General features: G+C 52.3%; 14 protein-coding genes. 7 read left to right on the plus strand and 7 right to left on the minus strand.

The genetic code is table 11. The features are described from left to right. Positions 1-29 precede the first annotated feature (29 nt). The gene (locus HHO50_RS02495; protein ID WP_181304422.1) at positions 30-833 is read left to right on the plus strand and encodes a M57 family metalloprotease; all 804 of its coding nucleotides are present in this window, start codon (positions 30-32) and stop codon (positions 831-833) included. Positions 834-915: 82 nt separating this feature from the next. Here the strand turns inward: HHO50_RS02495 and HHO50_RS02500 are convergent, their stop codons facing one another. The 6 genes from HHO50_RS02500 to HHO50_RS02525 form a co-directional block, all read right to left on the minus strand. After that, complete coding sequence (locus tag HHO50_RS02500) at positions 916-3,507, minus strand: S8 family serine peptidase (protein ID WP_181304423.1); 2,592 nt, start codon at positions 3,505-3,507, stop codon at positions 916-918. A gap of 643 nt (positions 3,508-4,150) precedes the next feature. Further along, positions 4,151-5,371, minus strand: a complete 1,221-nt coding sequence (locus HHO50_RS02505; protein WP_181304424.1) for a pyridoxal phosphate-dependent aminotransferase — start codon at positions 5,369-5,371, stop codon at positions 4,151-4,153. Between the two features lie 353 nt (positions 5,372-5,724). Next, positions 5,725-6,654, minus strand: a complete 930-nt coding sequence (locus HHO50_RS02510) for a transglutaminase-like domain-containing protein (RefSeq protein ID WP_181304425.1) — start codon at positions 6,652-6,654, stop codon at positions 5,725-5,727. A gap of 217 nt (positions 6,655-6,871) precedes the next feature. Beyond that, positions 6,872-8,500 (minus strand): acyl-CoA carboxylase subunit beta, encoded by a 1,629-nt coding sequence (locus HHO50_RS02515; RefSeq protein WP_181304426.1) that lies wholly within the window; start codon positions 8,498-8,500, stop codon positions 6,872-6,874. Between the two features lie 186 nt (positions 8,501-8,686). Then, positions 8,687-9,697, minus strand: a complete 1,011-nt coding sequence (locus HHO50_RS02520) for an MlaD family protein (RefSeq protein WP_181304427.1) — start codon at positions 9,695-9,697, stop codon at positions 8,687-8,689. A 13-nt stretch (positions 9,698-9,710) separates the two neighbouring features. Beyond that, positions 9,711-10,487, minus strand: a complete 777-nt coding sequence (locus tag HHO50_RS02525; protein WP_181304428.1) for an N-acetylmuramoyl-L-alanine amidase — start codon at positions 10,485-10,487, stop codon at positions 9,711-9,713. Positions 10,488-10,623: 136 nt separating this feature from the next. Here HHO50_RS02525 and HHO50_RS02530 point away from each other — a divergent pair, with 136 nt between their 5' ends. The 4 genes from HHO50_RS02530 to HHO50_RS02545 all read left to right on the plus strand — a co-directional run bounded on the left by HHO50_RS02530 (position 10,624) and on the right by HHO50_RS02545 (position 16,290). Then, complete coding sequence (locus HHO50_RS02530) at positions 10,624-13,248, plus strand: putative LPS assembly protein LptD (protein WP_181304429.1); 2,625 nt, start codon at positions 10,624-10,626, stop codon at positions 13,246-13,248. Between the two features lie 200 nt (positions 13,249-13,448). Then, on the plus strand, positions 13,449-14,267 hold the full coding sequence (gene panB, locus HHO50_RS02535; RefSeq protein ID WP_181304430.1) for a 3-methyl-2-oxobutanoate hydroxymethyltransferase: 819 nt from the start codon (positions 13,449-13,451) through the stop codon (positions 14,265-14,267). A 196-nt stretch (positions 14,268-14,463) separates the two neighbouring features. After that, entirely contained in the window at positions 14,464-15,141 is a 678-nt protein-coding gene (locus tag HHO50_RS02540; protein ID WP_181304431.1) for an RluA family pseudouridine synthase, read from the plus strand. Between the two features lie 414 nt (positions 15,142-15,555). Further along, on the plus strand, positions 15,556-16,290 hold the full coding sequence (locus tag HHO50_RS02545) for an acyl-CoA desaturase (protein ID WP_181304432.1): 735 nt from the start codon (positions 15,556-15,558) through the stop codon (positions 16,288-16,290). Positions 16,291-16,332: 42 nt separating this feature from the next. Here HHO50_RS02545 and HHO50_RS02550 read toward each other — a convergent pair whose 3' ends face one another. Continuing rightward, entirely contained in the window at positions 16,333-17,478 is a 1,146-nt protein-coding gene (locus tag HHO50_RS02550) for a DUF418 domain-containing protein (RefSeq protein ID WP_181304433.1), read from the minus strand. Between the two features lie 42 nt (positions 17,479-17,520). Here HHO50_RS02550 and HHO50_RS02555 point away from each other — a divergent pair, with 42 nt between their 5' ends. Then, positions 17,521-19,161 carry a sulfatase-like hydrolase/transferase gene (locus tag HHO50_RS02555; protein WP_181304434.1) on the plus strand — a complete coding sequence of 547 codons (1,641 nt, stop codon included), beginning with the start codon at positions 17,521-17,523 and terminating at the stop codon, positions 19,159-19,161. A 731-nt stretch (positions 19,162-19,892) separates the two neighbouring features. Next, on the plus strand, positions 19,893-20,450 hold the full coding sequence (locus HHO50_RS02560; RefSeq protein ID WP_181304435.1) for a 30S ribosomal protein S16: 558 nt from the start codon (positions 19,893-19,895) through the stop codon (positions 20,448-20,450). Positions 20,451-20,457: the final 7 nt, after the last annotated feature.

Raw genomic sequence — 20,457 nt, forward strand, 5'->3', positions numbered from 1 at the left:
CATTCATTAACTAACCCCCAATAAGCAGTATGAAAAAGAAGTACAGCATCAAACTCTTTGTGTGCGCTTTATTATTAGGCGGCACCGCGTGTTCAGTGAACGAAGAAGAAGTGGTGGAAAAAGCCGCCATTTCAAAAGACACATTACAGCATATCTATGAAATGGGCTTCGGCACCACAGATGTGCAGGTGGTAGACGGTGGTTACCTGGTAGAGGGAGACATCTTCCTGACCGACGAACAACTGAACAGCCAGCACGATCAGAAGTTCCTGCGGGTAGGTGAAACAGAGCAGTACCGCACCAACAACCTGGTTAGCGTTGGCACAGGCCGCACCATCAAAGTAGCCATTTCCTCTACCCTGCCTACTGCCTACGTCACTGCCTTGGATGAGGCAATACGCCGTTATAACGCCGAAGGCCTGTTGATTAAATTCCAACGGGTTTCCTCTGGTTATAACATCTTATTGTCCAAATCGCCTACCAATGCTACGTATTTGGCTTCGGCGGGCTTCCCGTCTGGCGGAAACCCGTACAATAAAGTGCTGGTCAACTCTACCTACTTAGGCTCTAACCCGGGCACCAACTACTTGGCGACTATTCTGGCGCACGAGATTGGCCACTGCATTGGTTTCCGCCATACAGACTACATGGACAGAAGCTATAGCTGCGGCGGTGCGTATACCAATGAAGGAGCCAGCACCGTAGGCGCCGTTCACATCCCGGGTACGCCAACTACCGCCGATGCCACTTCCTGGATGTTGGCTTGCGTTGGCACCGGCCAAAACCGTCCGTTTAACTCAAACGACCGCACGGCGCTTAGATACCTTTATTAATTTCCCCAGCAGGGTTTAATTACACAGAAATAGCCGCTGTTTTCACAGCGGCTATTTCTGTGTAATTAAATTTAAAAGAATGCTACAATAGCACTACCCTACAGAATTTATATCCAGAATCATCCAACAGTTTCAGAAAATACACCCCGGCTTTTAGTCCGGCTGTTGTGATTGATTTTAAAGCACCGTCCTGCTGTATTTCCCTCACAAGCCTACCGGTATGATCCAGTATCTGAATGCGCGTTAATTTATCTTCCAGCGCAACAATCTGCACATCTTCCCCTGCTATAGCTGGATTAGGAAATACCTGAACAAAGTCTTGCGGAGTGTAGAACACCGCTTCTATTTCACTGTAATATACTGCTCCATTTTCAGCCTCTAATTTCAACCTATACTCATTTCTGCCCGGCGTTGGGGTTATATCTGCCACGGTAAAACTGGTCTGGGCTTGAGGCCAAAGCGCTTGCACCAATTGGAAAGAGCCTTTCTCGCGCTTCTCCAACGCAATACTGGTTAAACCATAGAGGGTGCTCAGTTCCACATCCAGCAGCACAGAATCTGTCACCTGCTGGCGGGCCAGAAACTGCCTGATGTAACACTGCACGTCTTGTTCGGTATAATTCACGGTGAAGCTTCTGAGGCCCGCCTGCCCGGCTATTACGGGAGCAACCGCATAATGGAGGGCCGGGTTCTGGCTTTTGGACAACACCAGGAGCGTATCCTGTACCCTGGCAACGGGTTCCAGATACTTTTCCCCTAACCTGAAAACCTCATATTCTGTCACGCCTTTTGCCTGGGGCCAGAGCAGCAGCACTTCTTCTCCGCAGTGGTACCCCACCTGCAAAGACAGGACGGGGCTTACATAGAACTCCTCAGACACCAGCACCTCACCGGTAGAAGTCACCAATCTCACCTGCGCCTTTCCTGCAGAGTCAGGCGCAAACCAATCTGCTCTCTGGGCCTGCAGTGCCACGTTTTGGTTGAGCAGTTGCCACTCCTGTCCGGCCCACCGGTACTCCAGGCGGGCAGTTGTGGTACTAGTAACCGGAGAAACCTGCCAGCGCAATCTATTCACCTGACCACTTTTCAAGATACTCGCTTTGGTAGGATACCCCCACGTGAACGGTTCTTCAAACTCATATACTACACTGAAAGCCTGAGTGGCGGAAGCTAGTTTGTACCCCGCAACCTGTATCTGGTAGTCGCCAGCAGATGGCAGCGCAAGGCTCACTTGCTCCACATTATTTACCCGGTCTACCTTCCGGCGGGCCGGGAGAGACAAAGAGTCTCTATGCGGATAGGCACTCAGCCCCCAGGGCAACCATTGCTGCAAGTTAGCAGATTTCACTAGCGACAAATCCAGGTCATTAACCAATGCTATTGGGTTGGTGGGTTCCGCAGCGACATCATGCCAGGCCAGCGTGACTTTTACTTTAGCAGCACCAACTGGCACCGAAATGGGAAACGTCTGCACTTCGCCTTGGGCGAGGCTTCCGGTAAAGTACCTTCTCTCTGCCAATGACTGCACTGCCCCCAGCGCATCTACATTCCCGAAACCGGCTTCATAGTCTACTTCCGGCCGTCCTTTCTCATCGGCACTGTTAATGAGAGCAGCTTTCACCAACGCCGCCGAGGGCAGCGTGCCATTGTGCTGCCCTTGGTACACCTGCTGCAAAAGCAGCGCCACCCCAGACACCACCGCCGAGGCCTCAGAGGAACCGGATTCACCATACGCCACTACTTCCGGTTTGATTCTGCCGTCAAACGTGGGCCCCCGGGAACTCATGGGGCTGACCAAGCCAGACGTATCTACGGCCCCAACGCTGAGCGTATTTTTAGAAACTTTGAACTGCCCCGTGAGGTTAGCGAAGCCGGAAATGCCTGCGTAAGAACCTAGAGCGGATGTTTGGGTTCCCGAATTGCCGGAAGAGAACACGTGCAGCAGCTCGGGGTAGTCCAAAACCTGAGCATCATAAGCCTGGCTTTCCAAACCGTAATAATTCTCTACTCCTACCCCATACGCATGGTTCTGCACCGAGACTTTCTGGGACTTCAGCAAAGAAGTTTCATCTGGTAACAAACGGGAAAAATCTGAGGTAATGAGTTGGCTTTGCCAGGCCACGCCGCGCCCGTTGGGCGATGAATTTCCGCCGCCGGCCACTAAGGTTGCCATACTGGTAGCGTGCGGAGTAGCTGTCTTTACAGGTTGGGAAGACGCGCCTACCCGCCCTTTGAAATCAATGTCGGTTACATCAAACGGGTTCTCTTTTACAGACACCGCCAGGTTCTTCCCGTGTAAATCCGGGTACCGCAGGTGCACCGCCTCTACCTTGTTTACCGTGAGGTCGGCGTTCTGTAAGTGCGCCTCTTCCTGCGGAACTCTGCCGCCCACGTCTATAAAGGTTACAAACGGCCACTGGGCTAAAAGCCCATACTTTTGGGAAGATAGGTTAGAGAGAAGAAGAGTGTTTCCAGTACCGGTAGCTGTTTCCGGTACTTCCAGCCTGAGCCAGTTTCGGAAAGCGGTTGCATCTTTTGCCTGCACCCGCACCGTAGAGACAGATAATCCACGGGCTGGCTGTCGCAGGACAGGAGCCCGTTTACTCGTTTCCGGGTTTGAAGCAAGGGCGCGCGGAGTTTGCCCTTGCACCAGTTGAATTGATCCAACTAACAAGATACTCCCTAGAAGTCTGCTGACAATAGTGTTGGTAAACGTGTTTCCCATCTATGAATTATCATACCTGCACAAGAATATACTGGCTTTGGTTTACAAAACCAACAGCGTGGATAACTTATATCTCTATTGGTTCCTTTCTGCACTTTGGCTTCTGCCTGGAATTGGCTTCTTAGGAGGGATTGGTGGGTGCACGGAATATGCTGTTCCCTTGGCTTGTCCGTTCGTTTCGTGGGTGCAAGTGCTGTGTTGTTTCATCTTTGGCGATATGCGCTCACGGCCGCGAGGCCCCGTCTTCCCCTCTCGCACTGCCCTTTCGGCCTGAGAAGTCTTTCTCTCTTAGCGGAGGTTTGTCTAGGGCCAAAAGCGAGGCGCGCTCGGGGAAGACTGGAAATGGGGAAAGAAACGGAAGCGGTGATGAGAACCGTTGAGACCAGGCATGCCTTGTCTCAACCACGCATTCCTATCTCCTGCAAAAGCTTATTCCCTCCTCGGAGGGGTAGGGGTGGGTTCTGGCGTTCCACCATCTCCTTCCAGAGCGCACCAATCAATAAGAGCATTAATTCAGGAGCGAAGGCGGAATAGCCGGTTTTCATCCAATTAGTAAAAAGCAGGGCTAAAACGAACTACAGAGCAGGCGGGGTTATAGAATAGCCGAACCGTCATAGTCTTTCAGAAACAGCGCCAGTTTGTCTAGGGTGATGCCCAATTCCTCTACCATGGGCAGGTACACCACCCTGAAATGGTCTGGCTGCGGCCAGTTGAAACCGGTTCCCTGCACCAGCAATACGTGTTGGTCAATCAATAGATCCAGCACCAGTTTCTCGTCTGATTGGATGTTGAACTTTTGGGTGTCTATTCTGGGAAACATATAGAAAGCCCCCATCGGCTTCACGCAGGTAATGCCCGGTATAGAGGTGAGTTTCTCATAACATACCTCGCGCTGCTTGTGCAACCTGCCGGTAGGTAAGACTAGGTCTGTCATGTTCTGGTAGCCGCCCAACGCGGTCTGGATGGCGAACTGCGACGGCACATTGCTGCAGAGCCGCATGCTGGCCAAGGCGTTCAGGCCTTCCAGGTAAGAAGTGGCAATGGCTTTGTTCCCCGAAGCGACCATCCAACCGGCCCTGAAACCGGCGGCCAGGTAGTTTTTGGAGAGCCCGCTAAACGTGAGGCAGAGGACATCCTCGGCAAAGGAAGCGGTGGAAAAATGTTCTACGCCGTCATACAGGATCTTGTCATAGATTTCGTCTGAAAACACAATGAGTTTGTGCCGCTCGGCCAGTTGCACAATCTGCTGTAAGACCTGGGCGGGGTACACGGCCCCGGTGGGGTTGTTGGGGTTGATGATGACCAAGCCTTTGGTGCGCGACGTGATTTTGCGTTCCATGTCGGCTAGGTCTGGGTACCAGTTGGAGGCTTCGTCGCAGAGGTAATGCACGGCTTTGCCCCCAGACAGGTTCACGGCGGCCGTCCAGAGCGGATAATCTGGGGCAGGAATCAGAATTTCGTCGTCACTGTTCAGGAGCGCCTGCATGCTGAGCATGATAAGCTCGCTCACTCCGTTGCCAATGATTATGTCGTCTTCATGCACGCCTTGGAGACCTTTGCTTTGGCTGTAGTGCATGATGGCTTTGCGGGCGGCGAACAGTCCTTTAGAATCGGTGTAGCCCTGGCCGTTGCGCAGGTTCACCATCACGTCATGCACAAGCTCGTCGGGGGCTTCAAACCCGAAGGGGGCCGGATTGCCAATGTTCAGGCGGGTTACCCGGTACCCCTGCTTTTCCAGATCTACCGCTTTTTCAAAGATGGGGCCGCGTATTTCATAGAAAACATTGTCTAAGCGGGTACTCTTCTGTATCATATTGCTGTGTATGAGCCTTAAAGGTAAGGATATACCGTTGCCGTGGAAACTTGTTTTAAGAGCTTGTTTAAATTTTGGTCTTCGTAAGCGAAAACGGCAAGAGTAAGGTTCTGCGGAAGTGGTTTTGGAGCCTCGTAGCAGCGCTACGAAGGCGATAAAAGCGCGAACGCAGGTTCTTGCTATGGCCGTTTGCAGCATGAAAGACAAATTTTAAACAAGCTCTAAGGCTATTTTCCCAAAAACAGGCTGAAAACCGAAAGGCATTCACGCAAAGAAGCCACTCATTGCAGAGTGGCCTCCCATCAAATATGTTTCTGTTTCTGGCTCAGTTTCCTGAAAACAGCCCGTAAACGCTACAGGTCGTCCTCGTCCTCTTCGCCATAGCCCTCCTCAAAATCGCCTTCATCCAGGCCTTCTTCCTCTGCCTGGTTGGCTTTGGGAGTGGTTTCATCGCCTAACACGTCAATCAGTTTCTCAATTTCGGTGGCTTTCTCGGGGTCGTTCAGTTTCTCGTAGGAGAGCGACAGGTTCCGGAGGGCCCGCCGTACGATGTCAATGGGCGCGCAGGGCTCATAGAAAATCTCTACCGGACTAAGCCCCAGTTGCTGCAGGTAATTGTCAATATCGGCTTTGGTGAGAATGAGGCCGCGGTTGTACACATTGATGTAGAACGGCGGAATCACTTCACTCTTAAAGGTGAGGATGAACAGGTTGGGCAGGTTTACGCCATACACCGGCAGCCCCAGTTTCTGCGCCAAAACCAGGTAGATCACGCAGAGCGTTAACGGATTGCCGCGCTTGCTTTCCAGCACCTGGTTGATCATGGAGTTGGCGGGCGCGTGGAAGTTCTTGGTGTTGGCCGAAAACTTGTGCAGCTTGAAAAGCACGTGGTTGAGGGCTTTCACCTGGTCAAAAGGGTGCATCTCGGGCCGCACGTTCACCCAGGCTTCGTAGAAGAGTTCGGCAATGGTTTGCTTTAACTGCTCCAGCGTGACGTCTGGGTATTGGTAGGTGCTCACCAGCCACATGCCGCGCAGCAGATCGGTGGCGCCTTCGTCTTTCCAGGTTTTCAGCCGGCTCTCCAGCGAGGCGTACTGCAGGTCATGGATTAAGTCCTCTAACTTTTTCTGGTGCTCAGGATCCAGGCTTTCTTCCCAGGCCTCCTCCAGAAACGGCGTGATGGTATCGCCCAGCTCTACAATCTTTTGGTGTACGTGCGCCACCACTTCCGGATCTTGGTCGTCCAGGAGCGAGATCAGCGCTTTTATTTCTTTATTGGTCAAACCTTTTTCAATTAAGAATTTAAAATTAGGAATTAAGAATGGAATCTGCCGAATCTCTTCAGGAAACGATGCATCTTACACTTTTGTGATTCCTCCTTCAAAGAACGAGAACCGGGGCAAAAGCGTTTCTGGGGGCTTTTCCAAAAAACAACCCGGAAACGCTCCCCTGCTTTTTTGTGCTCAGGCGGGCAGGTGAAAACTAATTCCTAATTCCTAATCAAGTTTGAATTACGCCCACGTTGAAGGGTTTGGTGATGGGTGCGTGGTTGGCGGCCTCAATGCCCATGGAAATGACTTTGCGGGTTTCCAGCGGATCTATAATGCCGTCTACCCACAGGCGGGCGGCGGCGTAGTAGGGGCTGAGTTGCTCGCTATAACGGGCCGTGATCTTGTCCAGCAGTTCTTTTTCGGCCTCTGGGGTAATCTCCTCGCCTTTCGCTTTTAAGGAAGCGACCTGAATCTGCAACAACGTTTTGGCCGCCGAGGCCCCAGACATTACCGCCAGTTGCGCCGTGGGCCAGGCGTAAATTAACCGTGGGTCATACGCCTTTCCGCACATGGCGTAATTGCCCGCGCCGTAGCTGTTGCCAATCAAGACGGTGAACTTTGGCACCACAGAATTACTCATGGCATTCACCAACTTGGCGCCGTCTTTAATAATGCCGCCGTGCTCAGCCTTGCTGCCCACCATGAACCCACTTACGTCCTGCAGAAACACCAATGGGATTTTCTTCTGGTTGCAGTTCATGATGAACCGGGCGGCTTTGTCTGCAGAGTCTGAGTAGATCACGCCGCCCATCTGCATCTCGCCTTTCTTGCTTTTCACAATCTTGCGTTGGTTGGCCACAATGCCCACGGCCCAACCATCAATGCGCGCCAGCCCGCAGATGAGGCTCTGCCCGTACAGGTCTTTGTAAGGCTCAAACTCAGAATTATCTACCAGCCTATGAATGATCTCCATCATGTCATAGGGCTTCACGCGGTCTTGGGGCAGCAGACCGTAGATTTCCTTCGGGTCTAATTTCGGCTCTGCCGAGGGCGCGCGATTGAAACCCGCCTTGGGATTATCGCCCATTTTATCGAAAATGTTCCGGATGTGCTCCAGGCATTCCTGATCGGTCTCGAACTTGTAATCCGTCACGCCGGAAATCTCAGAATGGGTAGACGCACCGCCCAAGGTTTCATTGTCAATGGCCTCGCCAATGGCGGCTTTCACCAGGTAAGAGCCCGCCAGAAAGATGGAACCGGTGCCTTCCACAATCATGGCCTCGTCGCTCATGATGGGCAGGTACGCGCCCCCCGCCACGCAGGAACCCATAATGGCCGAGATCTGCACAATGCCCTCAGAACTCATGATGGCGTTGTTGCGGAACATGCGCCCGAAGTGCTCTTTGTCGGGGAAAATCTCATCTTGCATGGGCAGGAAAACGCCCGCGCTGTCTACCAGATAAATCACCGGCAAACGGTTCTCCAGGGCAATTTCCTGCGCCCGCAGGTTCTTCTTGGCCGTGATGGGAAACCAGGCCCCGGCCTTTACGGTGGCGTCATTGGCCACTACCATGCACTGCCGTCCTTTCACGTACCCAATGCCAGCCACTACACCACCACCCGGGCAACCGCCGTACTCCTGGTACATGCCTTCGCCGGCAAAGGTGCCAATCTCCAGAAACTCAGAATCCTCGTCCAGCAGGTACTTGATGCGTTCGCGGGCGGTGAGTTTGCCTTTCTCATGCTGTTTGGCAATGGCTTTCTCGCCGCCGCCCAGGGCTACTTTGTTATGCCTGGATCTTAGCTGGAAGCAAAGCTGTTTCAGGCTGTCTTCGTTCTTGTTGAATTCTATATCCATAGATCTGTGAAGCGGGTGATTATAGGGGTTATTGCCCCAAGTGGGGTGTACAAATATAGCAAAATCCAGAAAAGGCTAACACCTGTTAGGTATTTACATCTCCTTTACGGAACCCAACAAAAAAGCGTTTTGGCCCCGCTTTCTGCAAAACGGCCCCAAAACGCTTTTCTGCGGTTTAAGCAATGGTTACTTTTTATCTAAAGCACTGGCAGTTCCTGCGTTAGCCGCATTGTTGGGTTTAGCGGCGTCCTTCTCTTTAGAGGCTTTGTCTGCCTTTCCGCCGCCGCCAATCTGCAGCAGGGAGAAATGCACATAGCGTTTAGGGTTGGCTTTCAAGTCCATGAGCAGCGCGTTCAGGCTCTCGGTGGAACCGTTGAGGTTGCGGTACAAAGAGTCATCGTTCATCAGTCTACCCAGGCTGCCGGTATTCTCGTTCAGCTTGCTCATGGTCAGTTGCGCCTGCGCGATGGTGCTATCCAGGCCTCTGATGGCGCTGTTCATGGAATTCACATCTATGGTATCTGTGATGTTGTTCAGGTTGCTGGCCAAACGGCTGAACTTGGCCTCGGTACCGCGTAAAGCGGCCGTCAGTTGGGCCAGGTTGCCGGTAATCTCGCTGATGTTTCCCTGGTTGGCCAGGGTAACGGCCCGCACGGTTTCTGAGGTTACCTGCGCGTTGAGTAGAATTGCCTGAATACTGTTTTTGGCGTCTTTGTCCAGAAACTGGTTCAAACGCTGCAGGGTAGAGTCAACGGTTCCCAGCACGGGCATCGCCTTCTGGGTAAACACATCGGTGATGCTTTTACGAACGAACGGGATCAAGAATTCGCCGCCTTCAAAGCGTTTGTTATTGCGGCCCATGTACAGTTCAATGGCCTTGCCGCCCAGGAAGTCTGCGCTCACCAGCATGGCTACGGTTGAGTCCCCTACTTCAATGTCTTTCTCAATGTCCAGCGTGACCAGTATCTTGTTGCCTTTCTTCTGGTCTAGCACCATTTTTTTCACCAACCCCACTCTAAAGCCATTGATGATAACAGGATTGGAGACCGCCAGGCCTTCTACTGAGTCATAAATAACATGGTAGGTTTTGGTAGTAGAGAAAACATTACTTCCTTTCAGGAATAGAAAGCCCACGTAGAGTGCTGCCAAAGACACAATGCCCAGCAACGCTACTTTGAGTTCTTTGGAAAATTTCACAGGGGTAAGATTTTTAGTTCATGGCTTCAAGCTCTTGCTTGTATTCTTTGAAAGCCCGGTAGATACCTGATGCCATATACGTTTGGTTGGTTTTATCGTTGAGGAACTTCTCTTCCTGGGGGTTGGTCAGGAAACCAATCTCTATCAACGTGCTGGGCATGGCCGATTTCCAAAGCACCAGAAAGCCCGCCTGTTTCACCCCGCGGCTGGAGCGGCCCACCTTCGTCTTGAATTCTTTCTCTACCTTTTGGGCAAACCGAAGGCTGTTGTCTAAGTAAGCGCTCTGGTATAAACTGAAAAGAATGTGGCTCTGTGGGGAGTTAGGGTTAAAGCCATTGTACTTTTTCTCGTAGTTCTCCTCTTGCAAGACAACAGAGTTCTCCCGCTTGGCCACGGCCAGGTTGCCGCTAGACTTATGCTGCCCCATGGTATAGGTCTCTGTGCCGTAGGCGGTGCTGGGGCCAGCGTTGCAGTGGATGGAGATAAACAGGTCTGCGTGGTTTTTGTTGGCAATACCGGCCCGGTCAATCAACTCTACAAAGCGGTCATCTTTGCGGGTGTAAATGACTTTCACATCTGGTATGTTTTCCTGTATGAGATCCCCCACCTTAAGGGCAACTTTCAAGGCCACATCCTTTTCCCGGGCAGAAGCGCCGTTACAGCCGGTGTCTTTTCCGCCGTGGCCAGCATCAATGACCACTGTTCTAATCTTCACCTCCTTCCGCTCAAAGGTGGTGAAGGAACTTAAGAGTAAAAAAGCAAAAACGGTAAGCGAGACAATATTTTTCACAAGATGCGTTAGTTAAAAGCTATTGTTAATAACTTTGTCCTAGTTAACAAAATAACAACAAATTTACTTGAATCAGAAGAGATCCCTCCTGTTTTTGGCAATTGCCCTTTTTCAAGGCATTGCCTTTTTTTCTGCGATGGAGGGAAACGCGCAAGTTCGCCCAGCCCGCGCCAACTCTGCTCCCCGCCCAGATTCCCTTGCCGTTGCTCCGTCAGATACTACTAACGCCAGGGCCCGCGGTGATATTGAGACCACCATCAATTATAAGGCCAAAGATTCCATCAGGTATGACGCCGTAAGCCAGATCATGCACCTGTACGGCGAGGCCCACATTGACTACGGCGAGGTAGCCCTGGACGCCGCCTACATCCAAATCAACTGGAAAACCAATATCATTGACGCCGAAGGTATTTTAGATACGGCCGGGGTGCTGCAGAACAAGCCTTTGTTTAAGAACGGTGCCGAAACCTACCAGGCCGAGCGGATGTCTTACAACTACAAAACCAAGAAAGGCCGCGTCATGGGGGCCGTCACCACGCAGGGCGAAGGCTACATTCACGCCGAGACCATCAAACGTGACTCCCTGGGCAGTATTTACGGCCGCCACGCCCGCTACACCACCTGTGACCTGGAGCACCCGCACTTTTACATCAAAGCCACCAAAATGAAGGTGATTCCCAATGACCGGGTGATTGCCGGGCCCTTCCACTTGGTGTTTGCCGATGTGCCCACGCCCATTGGGCTGCCTTTCGGGTTTTTCCCTTCGCCGCGTAAAAGAGGTTCTGGGGTCATTATTCCCACGTTTGGCGAGTCTAACCAGCAGGGCTTCTACCTGCGCGAGGGCGGTTTCTACTGGGCCATGAACGAGTACATGGACATGCGCATCACCGGCGATATCTTCTCTTTGGGAGGTTACGGTGCCCGGGTGCAGTCTACCTATACCAAACGGTACAAATTCAACGGGAACTTCTCTTTAAGCCATACCTACATTAAAGCCAGCGAAACCATTGGGGCTGGCCTTACCACAGATGCGGTGTACAACTACGGCACCGACTCCCGCGACATTTGGGTGAGTTGGAGCCACCAACCCGTTACCCGCCCCGGCCAGGGGCAATTCTCGGCCAGCGTGAACGCCGGTAGCCAGTTTTACAACCAACGCAACTCCACCAGCCCCCAGAACGCGTTGTCGCCGGCTTTCAACTCTACGGTTTCTTACCGCAAAAGCAGCCCTAACTCTCCTATCAACTACGGGGTGACCATCTCCCAGAGCCAGACCACCAGAAACCAGCGCAACGAAGCCGGAGAAATGGTGCCGGTGCAGCAAATGAGCTTTACCTTGCCAGACTTCAGCTTTGGGGTTTCCAGCCAAAGCCCTATTGAGTGGTTTGGCGGCACGCTCACCGGCCGCTGGATTGAAGGCATCAGGATTGGCTATAACCTGAACGCGCGGCAATATGTGACCAATAATATCTCGGCCGGATCAGGCCTGGGCTTTCCCTTTTCCAGAGCCCTGGGCCGCGACACCATAATCGCCATCAATGGTTCTAACCTGTCCCAGATTTTCAGGAACGCCCGCACCAGCATCAACCATGACATTCCCATCACGCTGGGAACGGTCAGCCTTTTCAAGCACTTCAAACTGACGCCGGGCGTGAGCTACAGTGAGAGCTGGTTTACCAAGAAGTACACGTACCGCAACATTCCGGGGTCAAACTTACTGGCGGTAGACACGCTCAAAGGGCTGCACCGCGCCTATCAGTACCAAGGGGGCGTTTCCTTTTCCACCAACCTGTACGGCATTGCCCAGATCAAAGGCAAGAAGATTGAGGCCATCCGCCACACCATCACCCCCAACGTCTCCTACAGCTGGCGTCCGGACTTTGGTCGGCCCGAATATGGTTTTTACCAGCGCGTACAGCGTGACAGCTTAGGAAACACCCAGTTGCTTTCTAGGTTCCAAGGCTTGGAAGGGAACGTGCCCGGCCCGGGTTTAAGCAGCGCCCTCTCTTTCTCGGTGAGCAACAACGTAGAGATGAAAGTAAAAACCGATAGCGCGGGTGTTTTCAAGAAAGTAAGCTTGATTGACGCCTTCAACTTCTCGGGCTCCTACAACATGGCCGCCGACTCTTTCAAACTCTCCAACATCAACGTCAACTTGTCTACCAGACTGTTTAACAACGTGGGCGTGACCCTGTCCGGAAGCTTTGACCCTTACCAGTATGTAAACGGCACCAGAAGAAACGCCTACCTGATAGAAGAAGGCGGCTTCAGGCTGGCACGCCTGATGAACCTGAACTTTAACACCGGTTTTGAGTTCAACCCGCAGGCCCGCAAGCAGCAAGCCGAATCTGGCGCTGCCCCCACTACCAATCTACCCGCTCTCCAGCGTACCGTCACGGCCGCCGATTACGTGGAATTCAACATCCCCTGGACGCTCTCCGTGGACTTGACCTCCAACTTCACCCGAGATGCCCTCACCGACCGGCTGATCAACAACGCTACCTCGGCGGGAATCAATGGCTCGGTGACGCTTACCGATAAATGGGCCGTCAACTACACCACCAGTTATGACCTGAAGAACCGGATTCTGAGCTACACCAACCTCGGGATTACCCGTGATCTGCACTGCTGGCAGATGTCTATAGACTGGGTTCCGTTTGGGGTATTGCAGCGTTATTCCATCAACATCAACGCCAAGTCTGCCCTGCTGCAAGACCTGCGCATCCGGCGCAGCGGCAGCGCCACCGGACGGCCTTATTAAGCTAACATCAGAACGGCCATCTGCCCAAAGATGGCCGTTCTGTTTCTGGGCTGTTTTCGCGAAAATAGCCCAGAAACGAGGCTACCGCTTGTTAGCCGTAGTAGAAAGAGGCGTTTGGGGCCAAGAAATTCTAGGCTATAATTCCTGCTTCCTAATTTCCCGCTCCTTACCTTTGCCCCAGACCTATACACCATTCTATTATGTCGGTTCAGAAACGCGAGGTAAAAATTGTGACCACCCACCAGCTGCAAAGCATGAAAGTGAGGGGCGAGAAAATCTCTATGCTCACCGCCTATGATTTCTCCATGGCTACCTTACTGGATGCCGCCGGCACAGACGTGCTACTGGTAGGGGATTCTGCCTCTAACGTGATGGCCGGGCATGAGACTACCCTGCCCATCACCCTGGATCAGATGATCTATCACGCTTCCTCGGTAGTGCGGGGCGTAAAGCGCGCGTTTGTGGTGGTAGACTTACCTTTTGGCTCTTACCAGGGAAACTCCTCAGAAGCCCTGCGCTCCGCCATCCGGATTATGAAAGAATCTGGCGCCCACGGCGTGAAGTTGGAAGGCGGTGAGGAAATCAAGGAATCTGTCACCCGCATCCTGAGCGCCGGCGTGCCGGTCATGGGTCATCTGGGCCTTACGCCGCAATCTATCTATAAATTTGGCACCTACTCTGTCCGCGCCAAAGAGGAAGCCGAGGCCGAGAAACTTCTCTCTGATGCCCGCCTTCTGCAGGAACTGGGTTGCTTTGCCATTGTGCTGGAGAAAATTCCGTCTACCCTAGCCAAACGGGTGGCCGATGAGTTGGAGATCCCCATCATCGGGATTGGGGCCGGCCCGCACGTAGACGGCCAGGTGCTGGTGATCCATGACCTGCTGGGCATCACCAAAGAGTTCAAGCCCCGCTTCCTGCGCCGCTACGCCGAACTCCATGAGATTATCACCGGTGCCGTCAGCAACTACATCCAGGACGTAAAATCCCTCAATTTCCCCAGCGAAGAAGAAGCGTATTAGTTGTTAGTTGTCAGTTGTTAGAAGCTCCTGCTGAGAAGAGCTGGGGCTGTGACGTAGACTAACTAATAGCCTCCTCACCCCCAAAGCACAGAACGCACACCCGTTTAGGGGCCTATTTCTGAAAAAGAACCGCTAAACGCAAACTTCAACATTGAAACTGACAACTAGAAACGGACAACTAACCCCCATAAGCCCAATGCCAAACCTTGACGTTCTCTTTGAAGACAACCATATTCTGGTGGTAAACAAGCCGAGCGGGGTGTTGGTGCAGGGCGATGAGACGGGCGATGTGCCGCTTTCTGAGCTGGCCAAAGAATACATCAAACAGAAGCACCAGAAGCCGGGCAACGTTTTCATGGGCGTGGTACACCGGCTGGACCGGCCGGTGAGCGGCGTGGTCTTGCTGGCGAAGACCTCCAAAGCCCTAAGCCGCCTGAACGAGCAGTTCAAAACCCGCAAAACGCAGAAAGTCTATTGGGCCATCACGCAACGGACTCCCCAGCCTGAAAGCGGAACCCTGGTGCATTGGCTTATCAAAGACTCCGAACGCAACACCACCAAAGCCCTCACCACAGAAAAGCCCGGCAGCCAACGCGCCGAACTCAGCTATTCTTTGTTAAAAAGCATCGGGGGGAAATCGCTGGTTGAGGTAAGACCGGTCACTGGCAGACCGCACCAGATAAGGGTACAGTTGGCCTCGCTTAAATGCCCCATCCTGGGAGACCTTAGATATGGCGCTCCTGAGCCTATGCCCAACAAAAGCATTTGTCTGCACGCGCGGGAGCTGGGGTTTGAGCACCCCGTTCTTAAAACCTGGGTTACCGTTCAGGCCCCTCCCCCACGCATTTCGGCCTGGCAACCCTTTCAGCCTTGATTTTGTGTTGCCTGGTTCTGTCAATCTCTTTAAGGTTGGGGAACGAAAGCAATGCGTGGTAGAGCCAAGGCATGCTTTGTCTCTACGGTTCTCCCTGTCATCCCTTCTGTTCAAAGCAAAACGGCGGCGTGGCCGAAGGATAGTTTTCCTGTTTAGCGGCTGTTTTCAGAAAAACAGCCACTAAACGCCTTGCACCCCCTCTTGACCCTGGACTCAGAACTCCAGACTCAGAACTTAATACCGCCTTGCCGGGCCAAGTATAAAAATGATTCTCATCAGTTTTCTTCATTTTACAGGTCTGGCTTTGCAGCGTTTGCTACTTGCGTTGTAGCTTTGTGAACTTATTTACGGCAGCACTGTTTTGATTGTGCCTGCTATATGTTTGGCTTAAAGTATTACTTGCATTCATCCCGTATGATCATCATCCTCTTTTTTGTAGCCCATTGGTACCTGTCGCTGTTTGTGCAGACGTTTTACCTGCACCGCTACGCCGCTCACAAAATGTTCACCATGAATGCGTTCTGGGAGAAGTTCTTTTTCCTCTTCACCTACGTCAGCCAGGGCTCGTCTTTCTTGTCGCCTCGTGCCTACGCCATTCTGCACCGTATGCACCACGCCTTCTCAGACACCCCCCGGGACCCGCATTCTCCGCATTTCTCCAGTAACGCTTTCACCATGATGTGGAAGACCAAGAACATCTACAATGACGTACTCAAAAACCGTGTGGAGCCCGAAATGCGTTTTGAAGGCAATTACCCGGTTTGGCGGCTGGTAGAAAGCATTGGCGACCATTGGGTTTCCCGTTTGGTTTGGGGTACATTCTACGTGGTATTTTATATCAACTTCGCCACGCACTGGTGGATGTACCTGCTGTTGCCGCTACACTTTTTGATGGGCCCGCTGCACGGAGCCATTGTGAACTGGAGCGGACACAAATACGGCTACCAGAACTTTGACAACCATGACAAGTCCAGGAATTCCCTTTTCTTTGACTTCCTGACCGGCGGCGAGCTGTTCCAGAACAATCACCATAAACTGCCTAACCGCGTGAACTTCGGGGTGAAATGGTGGGAAGTGGACCCCACCTACCCGGTTATCTGGACGTTGGATAAAATAGGGATCATCAAGCTGAAGAAAGCCCGCGCTTAAGCAGCAGCTTGTCATACAAAAAGCAGAGAGGCGGCTTCCAACTCAGGAGGCGCCTCTCTGCTTTTTACCGGCTATCCATCTTAGAGAATACTCCACAGGGCCTAGTTTGTACCGTCTCAAGAGCCAGGATGAGAAATACAGTTGCACGCTGATCACAGCCCCATAGAGCAGAACACATTGCCACGGCTCCAGTTCCAGAAACAAGCCCAGCCCGTAACCATAAAACAGAAGGCTGAACAGCAGGTTCTGTACCAGGTAATGCGTTAGGGTTAATCTTCCCAGCACTTGCAACGGGGAAAGGACACGTTGGAACAGCGGCATTGCCCACAGCAGCAACGGCAAAGAAGCCAGGCAAACGACTGCCGCATAGAAATACACTCCCAAGCTCACCTCTTTCAACCAAAACCCATCTCCTGACTCTCCGCGCCAACCCGCTATCTGTGCCACCGCCACTAGTACGAGCACAAGCCCCAAGTGACCCAGGAAACATTTCCTAAGCCGCACCGGCGAGGCCAACAACGGCAACTTTCTGCTTCTGACAAAAGCGAAGCCCAGCAACATAAAGGCAAATATGCGGGCATAGAAAAGCAGCGCCTGCCAGGTAAAGATGCTTTGCAGATACTCCTGTACCCGGAAGGCCATCAGTTCTAAAAAGCTCCCTGACTTAAGAGTCGCCACGTTTTGCACTGGAATTGGTTCTCCTGGTGCTCCCCACAACTTTCCTACAAAGCTGAAAAGCAGCAATCCAGCCCCAAGTAGCAGCAAAAGTTTGGGGCTCCGGTTCCGAAGCAGCAACAAAAGGCCGCCCATGCATGCGTATTGGATCAGCACATCGCCTTCCCAAATAAACAGAACCTGCAAAGCACCTAGAAGAAACAACCCTCCTAGTCTGCGGAGAAAGAAACGTTGCCCCTGGCTAGGCAATCCCAAAGCCGCCGATGCCCCAAACACGAAGGAAAAGATGGGGTAGAACTTACCTCTCACTAAAACCATCAACCCCAGAAGCAAAAAGTGATTTACCCCGTGCGGGTACCGGGCGCTGTACTCGGCAAAAAGAACATTGGTCGTGTGCATGGAAAAAAGATTCTCCAAGCCGATGCCCAGTAGGGCGAAGCCGCGCATGACATCTATCTGCTTTATCCGGCCAGATGCTTTGTCTTCCAGATTGGCAGATTGAACGAGTTCCATTACCTTCGGTCTCTAGATGAGAAAGCAAGTTACAGGAAATACATGAGGCAACGCTTTTTAAGGCCCACACCTTTTCTTCTATTTTGTGCGCTGGCCCTGTTTGTCCTGACGGTGGAGATGCGGCCCGGCCGGTTTTATTTTATCACTACCTTTCTCCTGTTTCAGGACAGCCTGGCAAATCTGCTGCTCTACCTGCTGGTGTTCACCTTCTCCCTGGCAGGCCTGTTCCTATTGCTCTTCAACCAAAGCAAGGCCATTTCACGGCTAACGCTGGCGTTGCTCCTGCCCTGTCTGCTCATCAGCCTTACGTTCCGGTTTATCACGGGCTACAACTTCATGTACTCAGACGCGGTTTTATCCTGGAACAATTTAGCACTGGCCCAGACTGCCTTGCAGAATTATGCATGGCAAGCAGGTATGGCTTTTCTTTCGGCTGTTTTAACCATCATGGGCATTATCTGGGTAAGGAAAAGAACCGCCTGGCGCGTAGCCGCCATGACTGCCTGCGTGATGCCCTTGGCTGCCATGGCAGTGTTTGGCCTAATCAAAAGAACCGCGGGTATTGTAGATGACTTCCCGGCGCTGTACCGGGTACCCCTCACGGTGCTGGCCACCGTCACTGATAAATTGCCCCAGCCCACCCGGTTGCCGGTACCCGTACCTCCGGTAACCAAGGGGGTGCAGCACCTGTTCCTGATTGTGGATGAAAGCATCACCGCCACCGAGCTTACCCTGCACCAGCCCCGCCTCCAAACCACACCTTTTCTATATTCGGCACGGAATGAGTTGCTGGACTTCGGGATAGCCAGTTCCATGACCAACCAGAGCGCGGGCTCCAATATTGCCTTAATGAGCGGCACCCGCCCTTCTGAAATCCCAGACAGTGCGTACAGCACCTTCTCCCGAACCAATATCTTCCAGTTCGCCCAGAGGGCGGGTTACACCACGTATTACATAGACGCGCAACTAGGCGGAAACGTGCTGCAGAACTTCATGAGCCCCGAAGACCTGAAGTACATTGATCATGTGGTGCGCCCGGCGGTTTCTCATCCACAAGTTCCCTACCATGACCGCGACATGCTGGTGGCTGAACTTCTGGCTGAGTTGTCCAAGAAGAAAGAAAAAGTATTTGCCTATGTGGTGAAAGCGGGCGCCCATTGGCCTTTTGCCCGCACCTACCCGGCAGACTCGGCGTTTTTCAAACCGGTACTCCCGCCTCGTAGCATTTACAAAGACCCGCAGCGCACCCTGAACACGTACCACAACGCTATCCGCTGGACGGTAGACCAGTTCTGGCACCGCCTAATGGCTACCATTATGCCCCCAGACAGCACCGTTATCCTCTACACCTCAGACCACGGGCAAAATCTGTCGCAGTCTGGCATCAGCCTGACTCATGCCTCGGTGCAAGAGACTTCGCTGCAGGAAGCCGCCGTGCCGCTGTGGGTATGGGATCCTGGGCAGGTCACGGGGCTAAAGCCATGGGCAAGAAGGAAACAGGGTTACGGCCACGCGCATATCTTTCCTGCTTTACTCCGGCTGCAGGGCTATGATCCGGCATGGGTGCGGCGGCAGTATGGATTCTCCTTGTTTGACAGCCTCCCACCTGCCGCCGCCAAAAGGTTTTTTATAGCGGGAGATTTGTTTGGCCGGGGCCCGCATAACCTGGTGCCCTTTCCTTAACCTCTCTTCCATCAGCCTAAGAGCATGTTTAAACATTCAGGCAGTGGTGTAGAAGGCATGATGGTTAAGAAATCTCTTTTGGTAGAGATGCCATACCTTGCGTCTGGCGTGCACGAGCGTTCCATAGAGCCAAGACGCAACGTATGGCGTCTCTACATTTGCGGTAGCATACATGCTACACGACTGCCATTTATTTTTGCGCTGCAAACGACCATAAAAAGAACCTGCGGGCAATCTTTTTCTTGTAACCATAGCGCTGCTACGCTACTCAAAAAACGCTTCCGCAGAACCTTTCTCTGGTCATCTTCTTCTGCAAACCTCAAATTCTAACAGGCTCTAAACTCATTTTTAACCTGTTTTCCATAAATCAGCCTGAAAACACATGCGGCTTTCTGGACGGTTCAAGTATAATCACCCCCATTCTCCTATCTTAAGAACAATACGTGTGCCGTGCATCTGCAAACCGCTTCCCCGGCCTGCCCCCGACAGGACGGAAGAAAAGCGCATCAGCCTGCCATTCATCTGTTTTGGCAACTCATAGTGATTAACGTCTTAAAGCACCAGGTAATGACCGTTTCTGGCACCTGCGTTTTCCGCCTGTTTTCCTTAAAATAACCCAAAAAAGGTTTTCACAAATAATCTCATCGTCAAACCATTAGCACATTCAATATTATTCACGTATCTTTGCGCCCCAATGCCGGACGGGATCCGGCGCTTTAACAAATTCAACTATGGCTGTTAAAATCAGACTGGCCCGCAGAGGCCGCAAAAAAGCTGCGATGTATGACATTGTAGTAGCAGATGCTCGTTCACCACGTGATGGTCGTTTCATTGAGAAACTGGGCACGTACAACCCATTAACCAACCCTGCCACTATCAACTTCAACGAAGACAAAGCGTTGGCGTGGGTATTGAAAGGTGCACAGCCAACAGACACCGTGAAAGCCATGCTTTCTTACACCGGTGTCATGTTCAGAAAACACTTACAGATTGGTGTATTGAAAGGCGCCGTGACGCAAGAGCAGGCAGATGCCCGCTACGCTGAGTGGAAAGCTGCCAAAGAAGCCAAAATAACTGGTAAAGTAGAGAAACTAGGAAGCGACAAAGCTGCTCAGAGACAAGCTGCTTTAGAGGCTGAAGCCAAGGTAAACACTGCTCGCGCAGAGGCTATCCGGAAGAAAAACACGCCAGAGCCAGTTGCTGAAGAAGCTCCTGCTGCGGAAGGTGATGCTACTGAAGGTGCTGCTGATGCTCCGGCTGCTGACACTGCTGAAGAAGCTCAAGCTTAATTTCACA

The sequence above is a fragment of the Rufibacter sp. XAAS-G3-1 genome, assembly GCF_013623775.1.
GTDB lineage: Bacteria > Bacteroidota > Bacteroidia > Cytophagales > Hymenobacteraceae > Nibribacter.